11 protein-coding genes are annotated in these 26,055 nt (G+C 65.5%); 6 read left to right on the top strand and 5 right to left on the bottom strand.

The window, feature by feature from the left end:
* Positions 1–100 precede the first annotated feature (100 nt).
* Complete coding sequence (locus M2361_RS14655; protein ID WP_259250068.1) at positions 101–1,150, bottom strand: alpha/beta fold hydrolase; 1,050 nt, start codon at positions 1,148–1,150, stop codon at positions 101–103.
* 184 nt (positions 1,151–1,334) lie between these two features.
* The gene (locus tag M2361_RS14650; RefSeq protein WP_259250066.1) at positions 1,335–2,237 is read right to left on the bottom strand and encodes a LysR family transcriptional regulator; all 903 of its coding nucleotides are present in this window, start codon (positions 2,235–2,237) and stop codon (positions 1,335–1,337) included.
* Positions 2,238–2,330: 93 nt separating this feature from the next.
* On the opposite strand from M2361_RS14650, the gene M2361_RS14645 reads away from it, so the two are divergent.
* From M2361_RS14645 to M2361_RS14625, 5 genes are all read left to right on the top strand, one after another.
* Positions 2,331–2,759 (top strand): DoxX family protein, encoded by a 429-nt coding sequence (locus M2361_RS14645; protein WP_259250063.1) that lies wholly within the window; start codon positions 2,331–2,333, stop codon positions 2,757–2,759.
* Positions 2,760–2,788: 29 nt separating this feature from the next.
* Entirely contained in the window at positions 2,789–3,217 is a 429-nt protein-coding gene (locus tag M2361_RS14640) for a nuclear transport factor 2 family protein (protein ID WP_259250061.1), read from the top strand.
* The gene (locus M2361_RS14635; protein WP_259250060.1) at positions 3,217–4,146 is read left to right on the top strand and encodes an NADP-dependent oxidoreductase; all 930 of its coding nucleotides are present in this window, start codon (positions 3,217–3,219) and stop codon (positions 4,144–4,146) included. The genes M2361_RS14640 and M2361_RS14635 overlap by 1 nt, the downstream gene beginning before the upstream one ends.
* A 159-nt stretch (positions 4,147–4,305) precedes the next feature.
* On the top strand, positions 4,306–4,932 hold the full coding sequence (locus M2361_RS14630; RefSeq protein WP_259250058.1) for a glutathione S-transferase family protein: 627 nt from the start codon (positions 4,306–4,308) through the stop codon (positions 4,930–4,932).
* A gap of 112 nt (positions 4,933–5,044) precedes the next feature.
* Positions 5,045–6,355, top strand: coding sequence for an MFS transporter (locus M2361_RS14625; protein WP_259250056.1), 1,311 nt, complete (start codon positions 5,045–5,047; stop codon positions 6,353–6,355).
* 19 nt (positions 6,356–6,374) lie between these two features.
* Here the strand turns inward: M2361_RS14625 and M2361_RS14620 are convergent, their stop codons facing one another.
* Positions 6,375–7,388 (bottom strand): helix-turn-helix domain-containing protein, encoded by a 1,014-nt coding sequence (locus tag M2361_RS14620; RefSeq protein WP_259250054.1) that lies wholly within the window; start codon positions 7,386–7,388, stop codon positions 6,375–6,377.
* A gap of 192 nt (positions 7,389–7,580) precedes the next feature.
* Between M2361_RS14620 and M2361_RS14615 the strand changes: the two genes are divergently transcribed.
* Positions 7,581–8,351, top strand: coding sequence for an aldolase (locus M2361_RS14615; protein ID WP_259250052.1), 771 nt, complete (start codon positions 7,581–7,583; stop codon positions 8,349–8,351).
* Positions 8,352–8,456: 105 nt separating this feature from the next.
* Here M2361_RS14615 and M2361_RS14610 read toward each other — a convergent pair whose 3' ends face one another.
* Together M2361_RS14610 and M2361_RS14605 are read right to left on the bottom strand one after the other, a co-directional pair.
* Positions 8,457–9,215: a SapC family protein gene (locus tag M2361_RS14610; RefSeq protein ID WP_259250051.1), complete on the bottom strand. Its 759-nt coding sequence runs from the start codon at positions 9,213–9,215 to the stop codon at positions 8,457–8,459.
* Between the two features lie 9 nt (positions 9,216–9,224).
* On the bottom strand, positions 9,225–26,033 hold the full coding sequence (locus M2361_RS14605) for a filamentous hemagglutinin N-terminal domain-containing protein (protein ID WP_259250049.1): 16,809 nt from the start codon (positions 26,031–26,033) through the stop codon (positions 9,225–9,227).
* Positions 26,034–26,055: the final 22 nt, after the last annotated feature.

Below are 26,055 nucleotides of genomic sequence, written 5' to 3'. Positions count from 1 at the left end.
TGATGGCTGTGTTCACCGCACCGCGAACCAATCCCCATACAACCTGCGCGTGGGACGGGTGATCAACGCCGGGCCAAGAAACGGCCCGGCGCCCGTCACATCAGCGTCCCGCCACCTGAAGCACGGCCTCCGCGAACGCCTGCGGCGCCTCTTGCGGCAGGTTGTGGCCGATGCCGCCGGTGATGGTGCGGTGTTGGTATTTGCCGGTGAACTGCTTGGCGTAGGCAGCGGGGGGCGGGTGCGGGGCGCCGTTGGCGTCGCCTTCCAGGGTGATGGTCGGCACGGTGATCATCGGCGCGGTCGCCAGGCGCTTTTCCAGTTCGTCGTACTGGGCTTCGCCTTCGGCCAGCGCCAGGCGCCAGCGGTAGTTATGGATGACGATTTCCACATGATCCGGGTTGTCGAATGAACGCGCCGAACGTTGATAGGTGGCGTCGTCGAACTTCCATTGAGGCGACGCCAGTTGCCAGATCAGCTTGTTGAAGCCGTCGCGGTTGGCGGCGTAGCCTGCCGCGCCGCGTTCGGTGGCGAAGTAGAACTGATACCACCACTGGAATTCCGCCTGCGGCGGCAGCGGCTTGCGGTTGCCCTCCTGGCTGCCGATCAGGTAGCCGCTGACGGACACCAGCGCCTGGCAGCGTTCGGGCCACAGCGCGGCCATGATGTCGGCGGTACGCGCACCCCAATCGAATCCGGCGATGACCGCGCGTTCGATCTTCAACGCATCCATCAGCGCAATGATGTCGACGGCAATGGCCGCCTGTTGGCCGTTGCGAGGCGTGTCCGACGATAGGAAGCGCGTCGAGCCATAGCCGCGCAGATAGGGAATGATCACGCGGTAGCCGGCGGCGGTAAGGCGCGGCGCCACGTCGGCGAAGGCGTGGATATCGTAGGGCCAGCCGTGCAGCAGGACGGCGACGGGGCCGTTTGCCGGGCCCACGTCCACATAGCCCACATCAAGCGTGCCGGCGCGGATCTGGCGGATATCGCTGAACGGCGTGGCGCTGCCAGCGACTGGCGTGCTCGAAGATGAGGGTGCTGCCTTGGCCAATGCGCTGCCGCTTGCGGCAAGGTTCAGCAGACTGGCGGCCGCCAGCGTTGAGGTCGTAGCGAGCAGGCGGCGGCGCTGCGGGTCGATGGGGTTCGTCATCGTGAAAGCTCCATAAAAGTTCGAGGGGTTGGGCTTGCTGCGAACGATTTATAGGGGCTGCGCGATGGCCGTGGGTGTCGGAATGTACTGTCCCTGGAGGTGGATACAGTGCGATGCAAAACGGGGGATTCTGCTTGTGGATGCAGCGCGTGATCTGTCTATAACGTGGATCAGCGGTCACCGATCACACCGCCCCGGGGCGTCCCTTCAGTCGCTTGAGAAACCATCTGCCCGCAGGGCCTGGCGGCGTGTCTTTCCGATAGATCGCGAACATGGCGATGGGCGGTGTGCGCGGTTGGAAAGCCTCGATTCGTAACCGAACCAGGGTGCCGGCGTCCAGATCGGACTGAACCATCTCTACCGGCATATGACCCCACCCGAAGCCGGCACGCAGGAACGCATGCTTTGCGCCAAGGTCGGCAAGCCGCCAGATCTGCGGCGAGAAAACGCCGAACGTCGCGCCTTCGGTGAGTGTGGTTCGGTCCGTGAGCACCAGTTGCACATGGTCTTCCAAGTCGCGGGGGCGGACGAGGCCCTTGTGGGAAGCCAAGGGATGTGACGGCGCGGTGACCGTCACCATGGGCACGTCCAGCAGCTTCTCAGCGTCAAGCAGTTCCGGCACGGCGGGCATCGAACCACTGATGCCAAGCCGGCAAGCCTGCTCCAGTACCGGTTGAACGACTGCGCCCAGGGCTTCGACATAGAGCCGCAACGGGGTGTGCGGGAATTCTTTTCTGAAGGCTCCAACGGCGTCGGTCAACGACGCCATCGGGTACATGACGTCCACCACCACCGACAGTTCGGCTTCCAGCCCTTCAGCGATTGCCCGCGCTTTCGACTTGAAGCCGTCCATGCCTCTTACCACCAGGCGGGCCTGAGCCAGCAATGCGGTGCCCTCTTCGGTCAGGCGGGGGTAGCGGCCATCGCGATCAAAGAGTCGTACGCCGACCTGGTTTTCAAGATTGGCCAGCGTATGGCTGACCACCGACTGGGCACGCCTGAGTTTGCGTCCCGCTGCCGAGAAGCTGCCTTCGTCGGCGGCGGCGATAAAGGTGCGTAGCTGATCTAACGAGATGGCGTCGAGCATGTATCTATGAGATGGATGGATTGCATCTAGAAATATAGGCTTCCTGGATACATGTCAAGCCTCTAATCTGCGGACATCAACACTTCATAAAGGATGATTCACATGACCTCGAACCTTAACGTCCACCCGGCAATCCCCACCATCGGCCGCGCTTTCATCGCAGCCATCTTTCTGTTCAGCGGCATCGGCAAGCTGATGGCTCCTGGCGCCACATTGGCCTATATGGGAGCGCTGGGGATGCCCCTTCCAGAGCTTGGCCTGGTGGCCGCCGTGGCACTGGAGTTGGCGGGCTCCCTGTTGCTGATCGTCGGTTACCGCACGCGCCTGGTTGCCCTGTTGCTGGCGGTTTACGCCCTGGTGACCGCGCTGATCTTCCACCATGCCCTGGCGGACCAGAACCAGATGTTCCATTTCCTGAAGAACCTGGCCATGGCAGGCGGGCTGCTACAGGTCGTGGCGTTCGGGGCAGGCGCCTTCAGCCTGGACAACCGCCGTGCCCACGCCAAGCGTGCGTTGGCCTGATCGCATCCACTGGAAAAAAGGAACGCATCATGACCATCGCGACAGAGCTGCTGCAACAGCACCTGCGATTGCTGGTTGACGACAACCCGGCATGGCAGACATTGATTCATGACGACATCGTGTGGGACCTGCCCTATGCGCCGAGTCTGGGCCACCCGTTGCAATTGGACGGCAAGGATGCCGTTCTGCGACACGCGGGCTGGTTCGTGCACGCGGTCACGGACTTCCGCTTCTTCGATACGCGGATTGTTGCCACCGACGATCCCCAGCAGGCCGTTGCGCGGGTGCAAGCCGAAGGCCTGGTCGCGGCGACCGGGCGGCACTACCAACAAGAGTACGTCGTGTTTTTGACCGTGCGCGACGGGCGGATTGCCCGGTTGCGTGAGTATTTCGATCCGGTAAAGGCCGCACTGGCCTTCGATGCCCCGATTGTGGGCGTTCCTTCAAGGAGCATTTGATGAAAGCCATCCGTGTTTCTGCCTATGGCAGCCCCGACGTTATGACCCTGGCCGAACTGGACGACCCTGTCCCCGGCGAAAACGAAGTCCTGATCGACGTCGCCGCAGCGGCGGTGAACCCGATCGACTGGAAGATCGTCAGTGGCTCGATGAAGGCGTTCATCAAGCTTCCGCTGCCGTTTACCCCCGGCGTCGATGCCGCCGGTACCGTCATCGCCGTCGGGCGCAACGTTACGACGTTGGTGCCGGGGGACGAGGTAATGGGCTTCATCGGGATCGTCGGCGCCTATGCAAGCAGGGTGGTGGTAGATGCCGCCCGCCTGGCGCGAAAGCCGGCCGGGCTGAGCTTCGCCGAGGCAGCCGCCATACCCGCGGCGACGCTTACCGCCTGGCAGGCGCTACACGAACACGGAGCCCTGCAATCGGGCCAGTCGGTCTTGATTCATGCGGCGGCGGGAGGGGTGGGAAGCGCAGCGGTGCAGTTGGCCAGACTGGCGGGCGCCCACGTGATCGGCACCGCGTCGGCAGACAACCGTGACTATGTTCTTGAGCTTGGCGCCGCGCAGTTCGTCGATTACCGGGCGGGCGACTTTTCCCAGCAGGTCCCCAACGTTGACCTGGTGATTGATCTTGTCGGCGGAACCACGCAGACGCGTTCATGGTCGGTGCTTAAGCAGGGAGGCACCCTGGTTTCGACGGTCAGCCGGCCGGACACGAACCATGCAGGCATCCCGGCCGGGGCAACCGGTAAACACTTTGCGACCCGCACCGACGGGCAGCTCTTGACGGAATTGGCGGCGCTGCACGCGTCGGGCGATCTGCGCGTCCATCTCGATTCTGCCTTTCCTCTTGCCGAGGCGAACCGCGCATTGGAACGCAGCATGGGGGGCCATGTACGTGGCAAGGTCATTCTGGATATGTCGGCTTGACGCTTGCAGGCCTTCGATAGGCCAAACGCCTGTCGCTTCTGGTCAATCCCCGTGCGCGTGCCGTCAATTCAGCCCGAGCGGGCGCCCCTAACATTCCCTGCATCCTTCCCCGCATTCTTTTCGTGCAGGTTACCGACCAGGCGCCACGCCCCGCTCCCCATGATCACGCTCTACGACCATCCCCGATCCGGCAACTGCTACAAGGTGCGCCTCTTTCTGTCCCTGATCAATTTGCCCTATCGGCGCGAATTCATCGATGTGCTGGCGCGCAAGAACCAGACCGAAGCGTTTGAACGCATCAGCGCGTGGCGGCAAGTGCCGGCGATCGACGACGACGGTCTGGCTGTTTGGGACAGCCACGCGATTCTGCTCTACCTGGCGCAGAAGCACGCCCCGCAATGGCTGGCGCCGCTGCCTCATAGCGCGCAGATGTTCTCTTGGATTTCGGTGTCGGCAAACGAAATTGCCAACAGCTTGCAACCGCTGCGCCTGACGAAAGTGGTGAGCCTTGCCGAGGCCGCCCATCACCTGGGCGTGAGCGAAGCCATGCTTGATTTGAACGGGCTGCAACAGCGGACCGATCGGCTGCTGGGCCTGATCGAAAAGCGCCTTGATGCAAGCCCTTGGCTGGCAACCGTACCCAGCGTCGCGGACATCGCCTGTTATGGCTATCTGTCGTTGGCCGAAGAGGCCGAGATTGATGTGAACGCCTATCCCGCGATATCGGCCTGGCGCCGCCGTATTGAAGCACTGCCGGGTTATGTCGCGCCCGGGCAGGTGACGTAAGCAAGAGTCAGTAAGCGGCATACCAAAGCGGCATACCAAAGCGGCACACCTAAGCAGCACACCTAAGCGCAACACGCCGCGCCATCACGCACTACACAATGGGGAAAAAAACATGGAAGCGATCTCTCGACCGGACATGAACGTGGGGGCCGGAAAAAAGCCGAACCTGCTTCGAATATCCGTGGCGACCGTGGTGGGTACGGCCGTCGAAGCGTTTGATTTTCTAGCCTATGGCACGGCCGCGGCGCTGGTGTTCAACAAGCTGTTCTTCCCGCAATTCGACCCCTTGACCGGCACCTTGGCCGCATTCGCCGCGTTCGCCAGCGGCATGCTGGCGCGCCCCGTCGGCGGGATCCTGTTCGGGCATTTCGGAGACCGGATCGGACGCAAGTCCATGTTGACGCTTAGCCTGCTGATGATGGGAATCTGTACGGTGCTGATCGGCTTGCTACCCACCTACGAACAAATTGGCGTGTGGGCGCCGATCTTGTTGGTGGCCCTGCGTATCGGGCAAGGCTTGTCGTTTGGCGGCGAGCTGGGTGGCGCCATGCTGATGGCGGTGGAACACGCGCCGCCACGCTGGCGGGGCTTCTTTGGCAGCCTGCCTTTGGTGGGATCGCCGCTGGGAATTTTGCTATCGGTCGGCGCGTTTGCCTTGGTCACGCGGCTGCCTGAAGAAGACTTCCTGTCCTGGGGCTGGCGCCTGCCGTTCCTTGCCAGCGCGGTGCTGATCGTGGTCGGGATATTGATACGCCGTGGCATCGATGAATCGCCCGATTTTGCTCGCGTCAAATCCGAGCAGACACAGGTCAAGCTGCCGGTGGCGGAGTTGCTCAGCAAGCATGGCAAGGCGCTGTTGCTGTGTGTGGGATGCAAGCTGGCCGAAGTGACGCTGATCTACACCTTCCTGGTCTTCTCCGTGTCGTACGCGGTGTCCACGCTGGGCTTTAACCGCTCTGACGCGTTGCAAGCGCTGCTGTACGGCGCGGCGGTGATGACGTTCACCATTCCCGTGTTTGGCATATTGGGTGACCGCTATGGCGCCAGGCGCGTGTGCGGCTGGGGTGGGCTGTTGCTGGCCGTGATGGCAATCCCTATCTTCATGGCCGTGGGCAGTGGCTCGTTGCTTGCCTATAGCGTGGCGGCGTTTGTGGCCATGGCCTTGAACTACGCGATGATGATCGCGCCGCAATCCAGCCTGTATGCCGCGCAGTTTCCGCCGGAGTTGCGGTACTCGGGCTTGTCGATCGGCGTACAGTTTTCGGCGGCAATCGGTGGTGGCTTGGCGCCGATGGTGTCGGCCATGCTGGTGGCGCGCTTTGACAACATCGTGCCCGTGGGCGGCTACCTGGCCGTGCTGGGCGTAATTGCGGGCACGTCGGCGTTCTTGATGAAACCTACCCCGGCACGGCGCGCTTCTTGAGCCGCACTCGGCCCGCCCGCTACTCTTGCGCCAGAACCGAAGCGCGATATTTGTTGGGCGGGCTGCCGAAGCGTTGCTGAAAGCAGCGGCTGAAATGGCTGGCATCTTGAAAGCCACAGGACAGAGCGATGTCTTTGACCGCCACATGGGCCTTGCACGGATCAACGAGCGCCGTGCGGGCCAGTTCCAACCGGCGTTCGCGCACGTACTGGCCGTACTGAATGCCGCGCATCTGGAACAGGCGATGCACCCAGCGGCTGGACGCCCGCAACGCGCGCGCCACCGCCGCAACGGACAAGTCACTATCGACGATGTGCGTGTCCACGTAGCTGGTGATTGCCTGCCAGCTTTCGATGGGGCCACGTTCGGTGGAGGGCAGTTGCTCCAGCGCCTGGCTGGTGTAGATGGCCGCCAGCAAGGAGATCAGTGCCTGTTCGGCAAACATGCTGGACGTGGGGCTGACCGTGTCGGCTTGCTCAAAGAAGACATGTTCCAAGCAGTGGTGCGCCGTGCGCACCATCGGCAGCGTCGACGCCGCGCGTTGGGCGGTGAACTGCGAGATGTCCTGCAAATGCATGCCCAGCAGATTCAGCAACGATCCCTTGATAACGACCAGCCGGGAATCCGTCAGCATGCGCACTTCAGAAGGCAGCGCAGTCGTACGAAAAATGATGTCGCCCGTTTCCACGGGCAGGCTCGCGCCGTTCTGGCTGATGGTGCCGTGCCCTTCGAGGATGAAGCTGGCCAGAAACTCCGCCCGCATCGCGTCGGCCGCGTGTTCAGCCCGGTGCTGGACCCGCATGGGGGTGGACTCCAGGTTCACGGCCAAGCCGCCCGCGCGCAGCCGGCAAGCCTGCAAATGCAGGCGCGGTTGCAGAGTCAGCGGCAGGAATTCACCGGGCAAAACCAGCTTGTTCAGCTGAGCCTGATAGCCGGACAGTTCGGTTTCGTAGAAGGGACGAAAACGGGGGGCGAAGTTCAGGTCCGGTTCCTGCTGGGAGGCAGCAGGCGGAAGCGATTGGGCAACTTGCATATGGATGGACCCGACTTTCAGCGCGAGCCCAGTGCCCGCAAAATCAAAATCATTGTATCGACGCCGATCGCGCGCGTACCTGCCGTTTACCCTAGGCCGTTCACTCTCGGACAATCGCTGTGCGGTTGGGGTCAATGGCCGGACAGCGGTCGCAGGATGTAATGGCAGTGTTGTGCCACGAGGCATTAGGAGATGGGTGTGGATGACAAGAAACTGCAGTCCGATGCGTTTTTCAAGCGGTCGGCTGACAAGCTGGATTTCGGCAACTGGAACGTGCAGGAAAAGATCGCATTAAGCTGTCGGATCCTGGCCAGGGAAGGGCACTCCGAGACCTTGGCGGGGCAGATCACGGTGAAGAACGATGACGGCACGTTTTTCACGACGGCGCTGGCCCAGGCGTTCGATGAGATCCGCCCCGACACGGTCATCCGCATCAACGACAACATGGATGTGCTGGAAGGAGAAGGCACGCCCAACCCCGCCGTGCGTTTCCATTTCTGGGTCTATCGCAACCGGCCGGACGTGCGCTGCATCGTACACACGCACCCGCCTTATGTATCGACGCTGGCCATGACCGGCCGCCCGCTGGTGGTGTCGCACATGGACGCCACGCCGTTTCATAACGACTGTGCGCATCTGAAGGAATGGCCGGGCTTGCCGATTGCCGACCAGGAAGGCGTGATCATTTCCGCCGCCTTGGGGGAAAAGCGATGTGTGCTGCTGGCCAACCATGGCTTTCTGGCGGCGACCAGCTCGGTGGAAGAGACCTTGTATCTGTCGGTGCTGATCGAGCGCGCCGCGCGTAACCAACTGCTGGCGGCTGCCGCCTATGGCGAAGTGAAGCCGGTGGATGATGCGCTGGCGGCGGAGTCGCACGACTTTCTGCTCAAGCCCAGCATCGTGCGCGCCAGCTTTGCCATGTTCGCACGGCGGATTGAACGGCAAGACGCTGCACGGGTATAACCGCAGGCATAAGCACGGGCATAACCCCGGGCATAACGAAGACCTGCCACCAAACAAAAAGGCCGGCTCCCAAAAAGGGCCGGCCTTTCTCATCCGCGTCGCAAATTACGCCTCGGCGGACGTGTCCTCGACAGCAGCCACCGCCTGCACCTGATTGATCAGGGCCGGCCAGGTATTGATCGACAGCAGATGGCAGTACACCAGCGGCAGCCAGCCGTTGGCGCGCCAGCGCAGGAACTCTTCGTCCGACAGCTTGTTGAACTTGGCTTCGTCGATCACCTTGAAGCCGGACATGGCCAGGCGCTGACCGTCGGGCAGGGTGATGTCGGCGCGGTTCTCGACCAGCAAGTCGGCGGCGGCCAGGGCCTGCGCGAACTCCATCGTGTAGGCGTGCTGGTTCTGGTAGTCGCGGCAGAATTCCAGCGCGCTGCGGGCCAGGTCGGTGGGCTCGCCGGCCTCGTCGAAGAACGGATTGTCGCGGCCTTCAACCACCGATGCAGCCTTCTCGTCGACGCACAGCGTGAACTGGCTGCGGTCTTCGTTTTCCATGAAGATGAAGGGATAGCGGCGGATGTAGGCCGGGATGTAGGTGCCGGCGCGCCATTGGCCGTCGGCATCGACGAACAGGTTTTCCTGGCCGCGCACACCCAGCACCGCGACGGGCGTGGGCTGCTCACCGTCGGTGAAGACGATGGGGAAATGGCGGCACGCGGTGGGCAGCTCGGTGGCCACCAGCGGCACCGCGTTGGTGTTGGCGGCATAGGCAAAGCCCGTGTTGCCGGCCAGCGACAGGTTGGCGTGCACGCCGGCCGCCAGGGGGCGGGGTTGTTCGTAGAACAGGGGAAGCGAAGTCTGCGTAGTCATGGTGTCGAATCAAAGAGTGCGGGATTGCGCGTCGTTGTCACGACGCTCGTCGTCGGAAGACGGGTTGCCTTCGGCGACGGGTTGTTGCGGGCTGCTGCCAGGGGCTTGCAGTACGGAGGTGTTGCCGGTCGGTACGTTCAGCATGGCGTTGTCGCCGGAAGGCAGCAGCCAGTTGAAGCTGGCGGTGGCCACCTGCAGCACCTGCGGATCAGCGTACGCGCCCAGCGCATCCGGGCCGAAACCATCAGACGGGACCGTACCACGGAACAAAGAGTCGGCGGTAGGCGTGGTCGGGATGATCGGCTGCGGCGCGGTGATGGCGGCCAGGCGGTCGATGGTGCCCGTCGGGCCCCACGTGACGCCGTTCAGGTAGTACGGCGAACCCACCAGCGAGCTCTTGATGGAAGAGGCCGCCAGGGCGCCCGTCTTGCCACCGACCGTGCCCCACACATCGGCCGAGCCGGCGGAGGGAACGATGAGCTCGGCCACGTCCAGCTTGTGGCTGAGGTTGGCGTCGTTCAGGCCGATGCGCAGCGCGCCCAGCGGGCCGGTGGCCACGGTCAACGAGGTCTGCGGACCGGACAGGCCGACGGCGGTGATGTCGCCGTTGGTGCTGATGGTGGCAGTCGTGCCTTGCAGCGTGGCGGGCGCGCCCAGGTTGATGGGGCCTTGCGTCACCAGCAGTTGCGCGGGCAGCGTCAGGCCGGCGCCGCCGGTCTGGGTGAAGCCCGTGGCGGCCTTGACCGTGGAGCCGGCGGCGAAGCTGGTCGTGCCGGTCGGGTCGGTGTTGGCGATGCGGATGGAACCCGTGTCGGCGGTAACGTCCTTGCCGAACGACACCGTGCCGCCCGAGATGTCGATGCCGTCCGGGCCCGTGGCGCGGACCGCGCCGTTGTAGCTGGCGGACTTGGCTTCCAACTGCTGCACGCGGTAGGCGCTGACGTCGCCGTTGAACACGATGGTGTCCACGGCACGCAAGGTCAGTGAACCCAGGCCGGTGGCGTCGCCCGCCACCAACACGTCGCGGCCGGCGTTGATGGCCAGGTTGTTGCCATTGCCGCCGTCCAGCGTGCTGCCCAGCACGACCGAGCCGGTGTTGCTGGTCAGTTCACGGTCGCCCGTCAACGTGACCGCGCCGGCATAGACCTGGTCGCCCGTGGTGACGACCTTGCCCGGACCCATCGTGGTGGTGCCTTGGACGGCCAGGCCGCGCAGCGGCGTGGTGGCGCCGACGTCGCCCTGGATGTCGGCGTTGCCGGCGATGATCAGGCCTTGCTGGCCCGATTCGGTGCCGTCCACGCCCGCCTTGAGCTGCACGTTGGTGCCGGTCAGGGTGGTGTCGACGCCCGACAGGATCACGTGCTGGCCATATTGCTGCGAGCCCGTGGTGTTGACCGAACCGCCATTGATCAGCACGTCGCCGTTGCCGCTGGTTTGCAGCGAGGCGGCGCGGACCGGACCGTCCAGCACGGTGTCTCCGGCGGCGGCGATGGTCAGGTCTCCCAGGCGCGAGCCTTGGCCGACCGGGCCGGCGAATTCGACGTTGCCCTTGCCGGCGGAGACCGCCAGGTCGTGCGTGCCGTCAACCGCGTCATTGAAGCGGATGTCGCCGTCGCGGCTGGCCACCGTCAGGTCGCCGCCCAGCGTGACCGCGCCGTTGTACGACTGGTCGCCAGTGGTCGCGATGCTGCCTTGGCCCAGCGTGGACGTGCCGTTCACCGTCAGGCTGGCCAGGGCGTCTTGCGCACCGAACGGGCCCTTCAACACGGCGTCGCCGTCGATCGTCAAGTCATGCGGGCCGTCAGCGCCGCCCAGCAGGCTGACGGTGCTGCCCTTCAAGACGGTATCCGCGCCCAGCACGGCCAGTTCGCCGTAGGACTGCGTGCCGGTCGTATCGACCAGGCCGCCGTTGATGGCAAGCGTGCCGCCAACGTCCGACGTGATCGATGCCGCGTACACGGCGCCGTCCAACGTGGTGGCGCCGCTGCTGGCGATGCGGATGTCGCCCACGCGCCCACCTGCGTCGTCGCCGACGGTGTCCGTGAAGGTGACGTTGCCCGCGCCGGTGGCCAGCGACAAGTCGTGGCCATCGCCTTGGCTGCTGGCGACCTTGTCGTTGAACGTGATGTTGCCGCCTTGCGTAGCCAGCGTGACATCGCCGTCCAGCGTGACCGCGCCGTTGTACGACTGTTCACCCGTGGTGCCGATGCTGCCGTCCAGGCTGGACGTGCCGTTGACCGTCAGGCTGGCCAGCGCGTCTTGCGCGCCGAACGCGCCCTTCAGCACGGCGTCGCCGTCGATGGTCAGGCCGTGTTCGCCGTCGCCGCCACCCAAGAGGCTGACAGTGCTGCCCTTCAACACGGTATCCGCGCCCAGCACGGCCAGTTCGCCGTAGGACTGAGTGCCGGTCGTGTCGACCAAGCCGCCGTTGATGGCAAGCGTGCCGCCCGCATCGGTGCTGATCGATGCCGCGTACACGGCGCCGTCCAACGTGGTGGCGCCGTTGCTGGCGATGGTGATGTCGCCCAGGCGGCCGTCGGCGGCGTCGCCGACCGCGCCCGAGAAGGTCACGTTGCCCGTGCCGGCATCCAGCGACAAGCCGTGGCCGTCTTGGGCCGAGCTGAGCAGCGTGCCGCCGAAGCTGACGTCGCCGTTGGCGCTGCGGCTGTCCAGATCGTCGGTCAGCGTGACATTGCCTTGGTAAGCCTGCGCGCCCACGGTGTTGATGGTGCCGCCGCCCAGTTCCGCGTCGCCGGTGATGGTCAACGCGGCCAGGCGGGCGTTGTCGCCCAGCGCGCCGTTGACCACGGCGTTGCCGTCGATGGTCAGGCCTTGGGTTTCGTCAACCGAATCCGCGCCTTGCGCCAGCGTCACGGTGCTGCCCTTCAACACCGTGTCCGCGCCCAACACGGCCAGTTCGCCGTAGGACTGCGTGCCGGAGGTGTCGACCAAACCGCCGTTGATGGCCAGCGTGCCGCCCGCGTCCGTGGTGACCGAGGCGGCATACACCTCGCCGGCAAGCGTGGTGGCGCCGCTGCTGTTGATGGCCAGTGCGCCCAGGCGGGCGTCGGCGTCGTCGCCAACCTTGCCCGACAGTGTGACGTTGCCCAAGCCCGCATTGACGGTCAGGCCGTGGCCGTCGCCGTCCGTGCTGGCGATGGCGCCGCCGAAGCTGACGTTGCTGCCGGCTGCGCCGTTGGTGTTGAGCACCAGGTCGTCGGACAGCGTGACATTGCCCTGGTACGACTGTGCACCCACGGTATTGATCGTGCCGCCGTTCAGGTCGGCCGAACCGGTGATGCTCAACGCGGCCAGGCGGGCGTTGTCGCCCAGCGCGCCGTTGACCACGGCGTTGCCGTCGATGGTCAGGGCCTGGGTTTCGTCGACCGAATCCGCGCCTTGCGCCAGCGTCACGGTGCTGCCCTTCAGTACCGTGTCCGCGCCCAGCACGGCCAGTTCGCCGTAGGATTGCGTGCCCGTCGTATCGACCAGGCCGCCATCAATCGCCAGCGTGCCGCCCGCATCGGTCGTGACCGAAGCCGCGTACACCGCGCCGGAAAGCGTCGTGGCGCCGCTGCTGTTGATGGCCACATCGCCCAGGCGGGCCGTGGTGGCGTTGCCTACGGCACCCACGAAGCTGACGTTGCCGTTGCCCGCGCCGATGCTCAGGTTGTTCGTCTCGCCGGTAGCGCTGGCGACGGTGCCGTTGAACGTGACGTTGCTGTTGGCGGTGTAGATGTCCAGGTCATCGGACAGCGTGACGTTGCCTTGGTACGACTGCGCGCCCACGGTGTCGATGCTGCCGCCGTTCAGGTCAGCCGTGCCAGAGATGGTCAAGGATGCCAGGCGGGCGTTGTCGCCCAGCGCGCCGTTGATCACGGCGTTGCCGGTGATGGTCAGGGCTTGGGTTTCGTCGACCGAATCCGCGCCTTGGGCCAGTGTCACGGTGCTGCCCTTCAGGGCCGTGTCCGCGCCCAGCACGGCACGTTCGCCGTAGGACTGCGTGCCGGTCGTGTCGACCAGGCCGCCGTCAATTGCCAGCGTGCCGCCGGCGTTGGTGGTGACAGAGGCCGCGTACACCGCGCTGGCTAGCGTGGTGGCGCCGCTGCTGTTGATGGCCAGCGCACCCAGGCGGGCGTCGGCGTCGTCGCCGACCTTGCCCGACAGCGTGACGTTGCCCAACCCCGCATTGATGGTCAGGCCATTGGCGTCGCCGTCCGTGCTGGCGACGGTGCCGCCGAAGCTGACGTTGCTGCCGGCCGCGCCGCTGGTGTTGAGCACCAGGTCATCGGCCAGCGTGACATTGCCTTGGTAGGCTTGTGCGCCCAAGGTGTTGATCGCGCCGCCCTCCAGCTGCGTGTTGCCGGTGATCGTCAGCGAAGCCAGGCGGGCGTTCGTGCCCGCGCCGACCGCGCCGTTGATCACGGCATCGCCCTGGATGGTCAGGTCTTGCGTTTCATCAGCGGCATTCACGCCTTGGGCAAGCGTGATGGTGCTGCCCTTGAGCACGGTGTCCGCGCCCAGCGTCACCAGTTCGCGGAAGGTCTGCGTGCCGGTCGTGTCGATGCGGCTGGCGTTGATGGCCACCGTGCCGGGGGCGTCCGTCTGCACCGACGCCGCGTACATCGCGCCGTTGAAGCGGGTGGCGCCGGCGGTGTTGGCCGTGACGTTGCCCAGGCGCAGCCCGGCGTTGCCCTCGCCGTTGAAGCTGATGTTGCCGCCTGCCGTCGATGTGATGGCAAGGTTGCTGGCGCCGTCCAGCGTGCCGTCGAAGGTGACGCTGCCGGTGGTGGTGGACAGAGACTGGTCGATGACGAGCGAGACGGCGTTTTTGTAATGCTGGTTGCCGGTGGTGGCGATACTGCTGGTGGTCAGCGTGGCGGGGCCGTTCATGGTCAGGCTGGCCAGCTTGGTGTTGGCGCCGATGGCGCCCGCAAGCATCGCGGCGCCATTGATATCCAGTGCATGGGCGCCATCCGCGCCGTTGGCCAGGATGATGGTGCTGCCGGTCAGCGTCGTGTCATCGCCCAGCACCACGCGGCCGGTGTAGTACTGCGAGCCGGTCGTGGTGACGCTGCCGCCGTTGATGGTGGTGATGCCCGTGCCCACCTGGTTCAGCGATGCCGTGCTGACGGCGCCGCCGTAGGTGATGGCGCCCTGGGTGTTGACGTTCAGTGCCTTGTTGCCCGAGATGTCGCCCGTGAACGTGACCGCGCCGTTGCCCGTGTACACGTTGACGCCGCTGCCCAGCACGGTGTCGCCATCGACACCGAAGGCGCCGTTGCTCGTGATGTACTGACCACGCAGCGTCGTGTCGCCGTTGTACTGCTGGGCGCCGGTCGTGGTGACGCCTTGCAGGTCGATGGTGGCGCCGTCGATGTTGAGGCTGGCCAGGTTGCTGGCGTTGCCGCCCAGCATCACCTCGCCGTCATTGGCGACGATCACGGCTTGTTGGCCGCCGCCGTTCAGCAGGCCCCAGACAGTAACGCCGCCGTTATCGCCGTTGGCGGTCAGCGTGCGCTTGCCGCCGGTCAGCGTGGCGTTGCCGGTGATGTCGATGGCCGTGCCGGTCAGGTCGCCGTTCAGCGTGACGTCGCCGTCATAGGTTTGCGACCCGGCGGTGTTGACGGCGGCCAGACCGATTTGCGCGCCTATCACCATCAGGTTGTTGGCGTCGGTATTCGCGATGGCGTGGTTGACGCCCACGTTGCCAAACACCGAGCCCAGGAAGATGTCGCCCTGATTGCCGGCGGAAAGCCCGACGGTGCTGATCAGGTCGTCCACGGCCGCGATCTGGATGTGGCCGTCCGCGGTGGCGATGCGGCCCAGCGTCAAGGCGCCGTTGCCGTCCACGATGATGTCGCCCGCGCCCACGACGTTGGCCGTGAGATAACGCGCCGACGTGTTGAAGGACGCGCTGGCGTCACCTATGCCGGTCTTGCTGGTCAGGTCGAGGCTGTTGGTCGTAAGGTTGATCCCCGCGCCCAGCAACGAACCTTCGGCGGCGGCCAGGATGACGGTGCCGCTCGCATCGCCGGCATCGACAAGGCCGAACGCCAGGTCGCCGTGTTGCGAGCTCAGGTCGATCGTGCGGTTGTTGCCGGTGGCCGTGGCCGATACATCCAGCGTGCCGGTGGCGTTGGCCGTGATGTTGCCGTTGGCCGTGGACAGCGCGGCGTTCAACGCGCCGGTGTTGTTCAGCGTAAGGCTCGCCGGCGCGGTGATGCCGGTCAGGCTGACGTTGGCGTTGGCCACTTCGGTGGTCAACACCGTGTTGCCGCCTGCCGCGCCGCTGGTGAAGTTCAGCGTGTCGCCCTTGACTGCGATGGTGCGCGGCGTGGCGCCGGCCGCGACCACGTCACGCGTACCCACCAGGGTAACGGTGTCGTTGGCCTGGACGCCCGCGCCGGCAACGGTCAGCGTGCCGGCCGAGGACAGCAGCAGGTTGTCGGCGGTGTTGGACAGGCCCGAACGCGCGTCCAGGTCGCCGGAAGAACGGAGGTAGACCGAGCTGTTGTCGCCGGTCTGCGTCACGTCGCCGGTAAGCGTCAGCGCACGCGTGCCCACGTTGTTCAGGACGATGACCGCGCCGTCGGCGCCGGTCGTCAGGTCGCCCAGCGACGCCACGTTGGTGCGCAGCGCAATGCCGCCCGTGCCGTTGGCCAGGTTGGTGGCCGAGCCGATGCTGCCGCCGGCGGTGGCCGTCAGGCTGTTGCCATAGACCAGGTTGCCCGCCAGCGCGCCCAGGATGGACCCGCCCGCCTTCAGCGTGACGTCGCCCGAGGCCATGGCGTCGATCGTGTTGATCGACAGGTCGCCGTTGGACGTGGCGATCGAGATATCGTTGTCCGTCGAGTTGGTCTTGGTGAGGGCGCTGTTGACCAGCGTGGGGCCAGCGGTGGTGATGCCGATGGCGCCGTTCTGCGTGATGAGTGAATTCAGCGTCGTGCCGGCCGCGCGGTTGTCGTCCAGGTAAATGGAACCGTTGCCGGTGACCTCCGCCGTGATGATGGCGGCGGTCGTTTGCAGATTGTCGGCCGAGCCTTCGGCGCCGCCGATGCCCGCGCCGGCCTTCAACGTGACCGAGTTGCCGATGATGCGCGTGGATTCCTCGCGATCGTCAACGATGGTGCTGCCGGCCTTGCTGTAGTCGATATTGACCGAGCCGGTGCCCGCGTCGATGTTGCCGGCCACCAGTTGGCTGTTCGTGCCGTTGCCCACGATCTTGATCGTGCCGCTGCCGTTGCCGGCGATGGCGTTGGCGATCTGCAAATTGCCGGCCGCCGCGATGTCGATGATGCTGCCCGACAGGTACGAGTAGACGGAGTTGTTGTCCGCCGCCAGGTACATCGCGCCATTGGTGGTGGCTTCAACGCGTTGACCGGTTGCGTTGATGCGGCCGGTCGAGGTGTTCGCGCCGATGCCGTAGCGCGCGTTCAGCGCCACGCCATAGGCCTTGATGGTGGCGCCGGCCGCGTCGGCCAGCACGTAGCCGTTCTCGGCGTTCAGCGTGATCTGGCCCTGGGTGGCGCCCGCCTGCACGTTCTTGACGGTGATGTTGCCGGACGTGGTCTTCACCGAGATGCCGTTGCCGGCCGCGTCGGTGGCCGACGTCATGCTGTTCAGCACCAGGCTGCCCGTCGACGTGACGCGCGTTTCGCCATTGGCGACCGATGTCGTCAGGCCGCCCAGCAGGTTGTTGGTGCTGTCCAGGTACAAGGAGCCGTCGCCGGTGACGGTGGCCGACACAGGGTTGTACGGCGCGGCGATCTTGACGGCCGCGTCGTTCGTGCCGATGCCGTTCTTGGCGGTCAGCGTGATGGCGCCGGTGCCCGAACCCGTGATCGCGCCGCCGCCGTCCAGAATGCTGCCATTCTGCGCATTCAGGGTCAGCGTTTTGTCGGTGCCGTAGGTGACCGTGCCAACCAGGATGTCGCCGGTGGTGGTCGTGACCGACAGGTCTTCGCCCGCACTCAGGTTGCCCAGGTTGATCGATCCCGCCTGCTTCAGCCAGATGCCGCCCGAGGCCGTGGCCGAGATGTTGTTGACCTGGGTATTCAGGGCGTTGCCGGCGGAGCCGATCGAGTTGCTGGCGTTGCCCCACGCCGTGGACAACGTCAGGTCGCCCGCCGTGATCTTCGACGTGCTGACCATGCCCTGGATGGAGCCGCCGGTGGTGTAGTACGGATTGGTCGACAGGTTGACCGAGCCATTGGCCGTCACGTTGATATCGTTCAGCGTGATCGAACCGATGGCCTTGTACGTGAAGTTCAGGCCGGTGGTGTCGCGAACAATGGTCAGCGCGGTGTTGTTGCTGGTGTCGGCGCCGCTGAACGTCAGGTTCTGGGCGTCGATGGTCAGGAAGCCGTAGCTGCCATTCTGATTGCCCGCGCTGTTGTTCCGGTTGATGGTCAGATCGGTCAGGTCGGCCAGGTTGTCGACGTAGATGCTGCCCGGGGTGTTCAACGTCAGCGACGGCGTATCCAGATGAATGCGGCTTGTGTTGCCCGATCCAATGCTGCGATTCGAGCCGTAATCAGCCGTCAGCGTGACGCTCTTGCCGGTGATGCGGTTGCTGTTGTCAGCGCCGACGATGTTGCCGCGGTTGGTCGTCAACGCCACCGCGCCATCGGTGGTGCTGATGGTGCCCACGACCAGGTCGCGGCCGGCGTAGGCGGTGTCGGCCGTCAGCGTGATGTTGCCATCGCCGGTGACCGAGTCTGCGCGCAGCCCATAGGTTTCAATCAGCGCGATGCTGCCGTCCGCCGTGTCCGTCTTCTTGGCGCTCAAGTTGACGGTCGTTGTGCCGCCCGTGAGATTCGTGGTGCGGATGGCGCTCTTGTTGCCGATCGAGCCGTTGGCCGTCAGGTTGACGGTGGTGGCGTTGACGATCGTGCCGCTAAGGATCGAGCCGCCGGTGTTGTTGACCGTGAAGGCGTTGCCGCTGGTGTTGACCGAGCCCAGCTCGATGTCGCCAACGGTATTGCTGACCGCGCTGGCGCCCACCGACGTCAGGCTGGGCAGGCTGGTATTGCCTTCCACCGTGATGTACGCGCCGCCGCCGAGGGCACGGCCGGTCAGCGTGCTGACGCGGGTGTCGATGGCGTTGCCGGCGCCGTCGGCGCCGATGGCGGTGTTGGCGGTCAACGTCAGTGATGCGGCGTCGATCTTGGTGTTGGCATCGCCATCGCCCAGCAGCGAGCTGTTGCGCGCGGTCAGCGACACGTTGTCGTAGCCGACGTTTATGGTGCCGACGGTGATGTTGCGGTCGCTGCTGACGCTCAGGTTGAGGCCGCCCGCGTCCGTGATGTTGCCCAGCACCAGGCCGGCCGTGCTGCCGCTACCGCCGTCGGTGGCGGTAAAGCCGATGTTGCCACCGTCGCGCGTCGGCGAGTTGATGCTGTAGGTGCGCGCGCCGTTGCCCATCGAGTACAGCGACAGCGAATCAATATGCGTGTCGGAATCGATGTAGACGTCGCCGGTGTTCTGGATGGTCAACAGCGGGGCGGAGAGATTGATTTCATTGCCCACGGCGCCGATGCCGCCCGTGCCCTGTGCGGTCAACGACACCTGGCCGGCGGTGATGCGCTGGTTGTCGTCGGCGCTGCCCAGGATGCTGCCGTTGGTGGACAGGCGGACGGTGCCGGTAGGCAGCGTGTCGATGATGCCGATGTCCTGGCCCACGCTGCTGGACAGTATCAGGTTCAGGCCGGTGTCGTCGCGGACTTCGTTGACTTGCAGGCGGCCGTTATGTGCCACGTTGAACAACAGTTCGTTCGACGTGATGTCGTAGGTGGCGGGAGCCACGCCGGTCGCGTACAGCGACAGGGTGGACAGGTCGCGGTCGTTGCCCACATAGACGTGGCTGCCGGCGGTCAGGTAGAGCTCGCTGGTGGTCGTGCTGATCTTGTCGGCCGAGCCCGCGCCGATCTGGCCGGTGGCGAACAGCGACACCGAATCGCCCGTGACGTGCGAGGTGGGCGACAGGTTGACGAGGTTGCTGCCGGCGCCGTTGGCGGCCAGGCTGACGGTATGGGCCGGGCCCGTGTCGATGTTGCCGATGTTCAGCGTGCGGTCGCCCGAGAACGAGAAGTGCAGACCGGTGGTGTCGCGCACGTCGAACAGGTTGTAGGCGCCGGTGTCGGTGACGTTGAACGTCAAGCCCTGGGCCGCCACCTGGACGGTGTTGTTCACGCCCTGATCCGCGTGGTTGGCCGTGACGTTCAGGGTGAACAGGTTCGACGCGTTGTTCAGGAACAGGTTGCCGCCGGTCTGCGTGGTCAGTTGGCGGGTATCGGTTTGCACCGCATTGCCTGCGGCACCGATGGACCCCGTGGCGGTCAGCGTCAGCGAGGGGGTGACGAAGTTGCTGCCCGCGCCTTGCAGGATGGATCCGTTGGTGACGTTGACGCGCGCCGAACCGAGGGCGCTGTTGTTGCCCAGCGTCAGCGTCTTGTTATTCGACAACCACAGGTTGCCGCGAAGGTTCGACGACAGCTTGTCGACGCTGACGTACAGCGGTTGGTTGCTGTTGTACGGTCCCGTGACCGAGCCGCCGTTCAGCGTCAGCTCGCCGGTGGTGATGTTGGGGCTGCTGGCGCTGCTGCTGGTGCCGTAGATGTTGTTGCTGTTCAGCGTGACGGAGCCGCCCGCGCCGGTGGCGACATTGTTGACGGTCAGCGCGCGGTCGGACGCAATCGACAGCGCCATATTGTTCGCGCTGGTGACGTTGCTGAGCGTCAGCCCATTGACGCTGGTCGAATCGCTCAACGAGAAGTTCAGGCCGGTGGCCGAGATGGCGTACCAATTGATCTGGGCGCCGGTGGTGTTGCTGTGGTTGGCCGTTAGCGACAGCGACGACAACTGCTGGGCGTTGGCGACGGTGACGCTGCCCGCCGACCCGATCGTCAGGTTACCGGTATTGGTGGACGCCCACACGCTGCCGTTCGTGCCCAGCGCGTTCAAGGTGACGCTGTTGCCGGTGATCGTGCCGGACGTGCGCGAGATGGTCGGGCTGAGCACGCTGTTCGCGTAGCGCGAGGTCAGGGACACCGAACCCGTGGCGCCCGTATTGATCGTGCCGGTCGTGATGGCGGAATCGGCGCTGATGGCCAGCGCGGTGCCGGGCATGTCCGCCGCGATCGTCAGGGTTGTGCCACCCGAGATCGACAGCGATTGGAGGCCCAGCCCGGAAAAGGAATAGGCGTTGGTATCGTAAATCGTGTCGCTGTAGGCGTCGCGGCGCGTCAGGTTCAGGTCCAGGCTGCGAAGTTCCCGACCGTTGTTGTGCAGGGTAATGTCGCCGTTGTTGACGACCACCAGGTTGTTGGTGAAGGTGCGCAACGCGCGGCCACTGCTGCCGATGGCGCCCGTGTTCGCATTGCGCGCGGTGTAGCTGTCGCTACCGGTGGCCGACAGCTTGACCGTGCCGGCCGTGATGCGGCCGGAGCCGGCATCGCTGGTGATGCTGGAATAGACGCCGCCGCCGGCCGTGGTCAGGCTGACCAGGTCGCTGGCGCTGATGTCGCCCACCTGGATGTTCTTGCGGCCGGTAAAGCTGAAGTCCGTCAGCCCGCCGGTGATCTGTTCCAGGTACTGGGTGGTGCCGTCGTCGGTAATGCGGATGGTCTGGCCCGCCCCGCCGCCGATGGCGATGGTGCTGGTGCCGCCGGCCGCGCGCAGGCTGTTGATGGCCAGGCTCTGCAGGACGGTGTCGCTGTCCACAAAGAAGTCATTGCCCTTCAAGCTCAGCGCCGACGTGCCGTTCAGGGCCAGCGTGCCGCCGGTGGCGGACGAGCCGATCGAGCCGCTCGACCCCGCGGTCAGCGAAACATTGGCCGCGCGGATCGCGCCCGGGTTGCTCAGGTCGTCGTTGGCGATGTTGCCGGCCGACACCAGGCTGACCTTGCCGGCCGCGCCGGCATCGACGTTGCCGACCAGCAGGTTCTTGCCGTTGGTCGAGAAGGCGAAGTCCAGATTGCTAGAACTGGCGATGTCCTTCAGGTGGATGCCGTTAGCGTCGTCCGTCAGCGTGAAGGCCGTCAGGTTGGGCGCGGTGATGGCGTACGAGCCATAGCTCGACCCATTGCGTGTGACGGCCAGACGGGTCAGGCCGATCTCGTTGTTGACGCTGATGTCGCCACCGCTGGTCAGGCTGACGTCGGGGGCTTGCAAGGTCAGCGCGGCGCCGGCTGCGCCCAGCGCGCCACCGGCCGACAGCGCGATGCTGCTGGCCTGGATCTTCGTGGCGGTGTCGCCGTCGTCCAGGATGGAACCCGAACTGTTGGCAAGCGAGGCCGGCCCGTTGGCCTGCACGCTACCCACCGTCGTGTTGCCGGAGAACTGCATGTAGCCAAGCTGGCCGCCTGCCGTCAACGACGCCAGCTTGATGTTGCTGTTGCCGCCGTTCAGGTAGAGGTCGCCGCCTGCGTTGGCCTGCACGTTGACCAGGCCCGCGCCGCCCACGCCCACATAGCTTACGTTGCCCGAATACAGGCCGCCGATCGCGCCCGTGGCCGTCAGGAAGACGTCGCTGCCGCCGGCATACACGCTGCCCACGCCGTTGCCCAGGATGGAGCCGTTGGCCGCGTTCAGCGTGACGTCGTCGTTCCAGCTTCGCACCGTGCCGGTCAGCAGCAGGTCGCCCTGGCGCGCGTCGATCTGCACGGCGTCGGTCGCCGTGATGTTGCCCAGCGTGATGATGCCGGTGGTGTTGTTGGCGCCCGTGGGCTTGGGCAACTGGGCGTAGAAGCCGCCGTTTCCGGCCGAGCCGGACAGGTTGCTGGTCAGGATGTCCAGGTAGCCCGTGCCGGTGGCGCCGATGGCGCGGCCGGCATACAGGTACACCGAGTTGGCCAGCAACTGGGTGCTCTTGTCGCCGTCGTCGCGAATGGCGCCCGTGGTGTTCAGCGAGATGCTGCCGCTGTAGCCGGCGTCGATGCTGCCGACCGTGATGTCGCGGTCACCGGTGAAGTTGAAGTTCACCCAGTTGCTGTCGCGCATCTCGTGAATCGTATGCCCGCCGATGTCATCGGTGATGTTGAACAGCAGCGACGGCGCGCGCACATCCAGCACGTAGCGATCGTCCTCGGCCTTGTGGCGAGCGGTCACCGTCAGTGAATAAAGGTCGGCGATGTCGGTGGCGTAGAGGTTGCCGCGCGTGCTCAGCGAAAGGTACGGGGCGTTGACCGCGACGGCATTGGCGGCGGTGCCGATGTCCTGGTTGGCGCTAAGGGTGACGGAGTTGGCGGTGACGCGCGTATCCGCGATGCCATCGTCCAGGATGCTGCCTTGCGTGGATGTCAGCGCAACGCTGCTGCCCGCGCGGATGTTGCCCAGTTGCAGGCTCTGGTCACCGCTGAAGATGAACTGGTTCAGCAACGAGCTGTAGACCTGCTTCAGTTCGTAGGCGGTGCCCAGATCGTCATTGACATCGAACGCCAGGTAGGGCGCGGACACCAGCAGCGTGTTGCGGCGCGCGGGGTCGGCGTGCGTGTTGCTGACCGACAGGTACGTCAGCGTCTTGTCGGGGTTGTCGACATAGATGTCGCCGCCGCTTGCCAGCATCAGGCTGGTGGTGGAGGTCTTGATGTGATCGCTGGCCGTGCCGATGTGGCGCTGGGCCTGCAGGTTGATGCTGCTGCCCAGCAGTTCGCTGTTGGCATTGGCGCGCAGGATGTTGCCGCCCTGGGCGTTGAGCCACAGGGTGCCGGCGCCGGCGTCCAGCTTGTTGCCGGTCAGGTCGGCCACGCCGATGACCGAAATGCCGTTGTAGGCTTTCAGGTCGTCCAGCAACACCGAGCCCTGGGCCTGGTTCAGGTAGATGCTGCCGCCCGTGGCGCGCAGTTCACCGGCGGCCGTGCGCAGGTAGGTGCCCGACGTGCCCACGGTGTAGTTGCTGTTGGAAGCCGGTGCCAGCAGGGTGACGAGGTTGCCGGTGATCAGCGACGCCGATGATCCCGTGATGTTGCCCGCGCGCGCGGTCAGCGTGACGTTGCCCGACCCCGCGTTGATCTCGCCGGCGAAGATGCTGTTGCCGGTCAGGTTGACCGCGCCGCCCGAAGAACTGACGTTGTTGGCGGACAGGGCGCCTGCGCCGTTGATCACGATCGCGGCGTTGTTGGCCTGTGCCTGGGTGATGGTGAGGTTGCCGCTGGTGCTGTCCAGATACACGCCGCCCGCGCCCGAGGTGGCGGACACGCTGTTGGCGTTGGTCTTCAGGGCGCGGGATGCGGCGCCGATGCCGCCGTTCTGCGCCGACAACGTCAGCATGCTGGTGGAAATCGAGGTGGCGTCATCGCCATCATCAATGATGTTGCCGATATCCGAGCTCAGGACGGACGTGCCGGCCTTGATTGCGCCCACGGTCAAGTGACCGCCAGCCCAGACGGACAGCGCGCCGGTGGTGTCGATCGAACGCAGGGCCAAGTTGCCCAGGTTGTTCACATACACGCCGCCCGAGCCGCTTGCGGCCGTCAGCGCGCCCGTGTTTGTGGTCAACGCCAGGGCCGACGAGCCGATGGCGCCGTTGTTGCCGGTGCTGCCCGTGGCTTTGAGCGCGATGGTGCTGGCGGAGATGCTGCCCACGCTGTTGCGCGCCTGGATGTCACCGGCCGTGGACGTCAGCGCCAGCGCGCCCGTGCCCAGCGCGATGTTGCCGACGTTGAGCGTGCGGTCGCCGGTGAACGAGAAGTTCAGGCCGGCCTGGTTGACCGCGTTCAGTTGGTAGCTGCCGTTGTCCGTCAGCGAGAAAGTCAGCCCGCTGGACGCAAGCTCGTACGTATTGTTGACGCCCGGTTGCGCGTGGCGGCTGGTGATGTCCAGCGTGCTCAGCACCGAGCGGTTGGCCACGGCCAGGTTGCCGCCGGTGGCAAGCGCCAGTCGCGCGGTCTGGGTGTTGACGGCGTTGCCGGCTTCACCGATGCTGCCGCCGCTGGCGTCCAGCGTGACGGTGTTGCCCGCCACCACCTGGTTGGCGCCACCCACGTTGCGGATGTTACCCGCGCTGGTGCGGACCAGCGCCGCGCCGCTGCCGGCGTCAATGACGTTGGCCAGATTGATGTCGCCGGTGGCGTTCAGCGTGATCGTGCCGCCCCGGCTGGTCAGCTTGCCGATGTTGTTCAGCGTGCTGCCCACGCCCAGCGCTTCCAGCGTGATGGCGCCGCCCTGGGTGCTGATTTCCGTATTCGAATTCTCGAAGCGGATGCCGCCCGTTTGCGTCGAGCGCAGCGTGAAGCTGTTGCCCGAGGTGGTTTGCAGATTGATCGCGGCCATGTCCGCGATGGTGATCTGGCCGGTGGCTTCCAGCTTGATGTTGGTGGTGCCGGCCAGGCTTTCCAACAGGCCGCGCGACACGGTGTTGTTGGCCGCGTTGGCGTCGCTGCCGTTGACGGTGCCATCACCGGCGCTGCCGTCCAGCGCGCCGGAGCCGCTACCGGAATCGACGATGCGCAGGTCGGTCGGGTCGATCAGCAGCAGGCCCGTCTTGCCCTTGGGCGCGCGCATGTCCACCGAGCCCGTCAGGCCGATGTTCTTCTTGCTGGAGATTTCGGCAAAGCCGCCGTCGCCGCCTTGTTCACCGCCGCGCGCCGACAGGCTGCCGGCAAAGGCGGTGGCGTCGTTCGACCACATCGTGACGTTGCCGCCGTTGCCCTTGACAAGCGCATCGGCCTTGAGCGTGGCGCCCGCCGCCACCTTGACGGTGGACGACTTGTCGCTGAACGCGGCCGAGCCATTGTCCGGGGCCACGCCCAGGCTGCCCAATGCAATCTCGCCGCCACCGGCGGCGCCCGAGACGTCGATGGCGGCGCTGCGGGTCACGTCCACGTGTTCGCCGGTAACGACGACCTTGCCGCCTTGCTGGCCGGCGCCCACGCCCGTGGCGTCGACCTTGCCGGCAATCTTCACGGTGCCGGCATCGCCGCCGGACAGCACGATCTTGCCGTTCTGCATGCCAACCGATTGGGCGCTGATGATGCCGTCGGTGTTGACCACGTTGTCGATCACGCCCTTGACGGCGCGTGCCGTCATCAGGACCGTGCCGCCGTCGGCGCGGATCACGCCACTGTTCGTGACCAAGGCGGATACCGGCTTGCCGCTGGCGTCCTTGGGCAGTTCGCCGACCGTGGACGTGGCGTCAAAGCTGAGCAGCCCGTCGCCCTGGAAGTCGACCGTGACGGTCTTGGCGCCCGCCAGGGCCACGCGGCCCAGCTTGGCTTCGATCACGCCCGAGTTGCGCACCGACGGCGCCACCAGCGCGGCCAGGCCGCTGTCCTTGATGCTGATCGTGCCTTCGTTGACGATCGCGGCGTTGGCCTTGGACGAGGCCTGGTTGAACTTGTAGTTGCCGGCCAGGAAGTCCTTGTCGCTGATGTTCGCGGTGGTGGCGACGAGGCCGCCCACGTCGATGCGTGCACCCTTGCCGAACACCACGCCGTTCGGGTTCACCAGCATGACCGTGCCGTTGGCGTTCAAGCGGCCGAAGATCGCCGAGGGGTCATTGCCGACCACGCGGTTCAGCGTGACGCTCTTGCCGCCGGGTTGACGGAAGTTGACCGTCTCGTTGGCGCCGATGCTGAAGTCTTTCCAGTTGATGATCGCCTTGCCGGTCGACTGCTTGATGTCCAGCGTGCCGTTGCCGCGGTCGATGATGGTGGCCGCGCCGCCCACGACGTTGCCGCCGGTGGGGTTGGCGTGCGCGCCGCCAGAGGCTAGCGAGCCGATCAGCACGGCCAGCGTGCTGAGCGCGGGCAGGGCGGCGTCTTTCTTCGTGCGCGAACGGCGAGCGGAGGGGGCAAGGCTGCGGGAATTGCGATTCATGGTCGGTCTCTTGTCGTTCGCT

This window comes from Achromobacter sp. JUb104, from assembly GCF_024806975.1.
Taxonomy (GTDB): Bacteria; Pseudomonadota; Gammaproteobacteria; order Burkholderiales; family Burkholderiaceae_B; genus Achromobacter; species Achromobacter spanius.
The sequence above is the reverse complement of the archived record's forward strand: the minus strand, read 5'-3'. Positions and strand labels throughout refer to the sequence as shown.

Excerpts from the sequence above, each read along its gene's own strand:
- M2361_RS14655 (WP_259250068.1), bottom strand. The coding sequence starts at position 1,150 with ATGACGAACCCCATCGACCCGCAGCGCCGCCGCCTGCTCGCTACGACC.
- M2361_RS14650 (WP_259250066.1), bottom strand. The coding sequence starts at position 2,237 with ATGCTCGACGCCATCTCGTTAGATCAGCTACGCACCTTTATCGCCGCC.
- M2361_RS14645 (WP_259250063.1), top strand. The coding sequence starts at position 2,331 with ATGATTCACATGACCTCGAACCTTAACGTCCACCCGGCAATCCCCACC.
- M2361_RS14640 (WP_259250061.1), top strand. The coding sequence starts at position 2,789 with ATGACCATCGCGACAGAGCTGCTGCAACAGCACCTGCGATTGCTGGTT.
- M2361_RS14635 (WP_259250060.1), top strand. The coding sequence starts at position 3,217 with ATGAAAGCCATCCGTGTTTCTGCCTATGGCAGCCCCGACGTTATGACC.
- M2361_RS14630 (WP_259250058.1), top strand. The coding sequence starts at position 4,306 with ATGATCACGCTCTACGACCATCCCCGATCCGGCAACTGCTACAAGGTG.
- M2361_RS14625 (WP_259250056.1), top strand. The coding sequence starts at position 5,045 with ATGGAAGCGATCTCTCGACCGGACATGAACGTGGGGGCCGGAAAAAAG.
- M2361_RS14620 (WP_259250054.1), bottom strand. The coding sequence starts at position 7,388 with ATGCAAGTTGCCCAATCGCTTCCGCCTGCTGCCTCCCAGCAGGAACCG.
- M2361_RS14615 (WP_259250052.1), top strand. The coding sequence starts at position 7,581 with ATGGGTGTGGATGACAAGAAACTGCAGTCCGATGCGTTTTTCAAGCGG.
- M2361_RS14610 (WP_259250051.1), bottom strand. The coding sequence starts at position 9,215 with ATGACTACGCAGACTTCGCTTCCCCTGTTCTACGAACAACCCCGCCCC.
- M2361_RS14605 (WP_259250049.1), bottom strand. The coding sequence starts at position 26,033 with ATGAATCGCAATTCCCGCAGCCTTGCCCCCTCCGCTCGCCGTTCGCGC.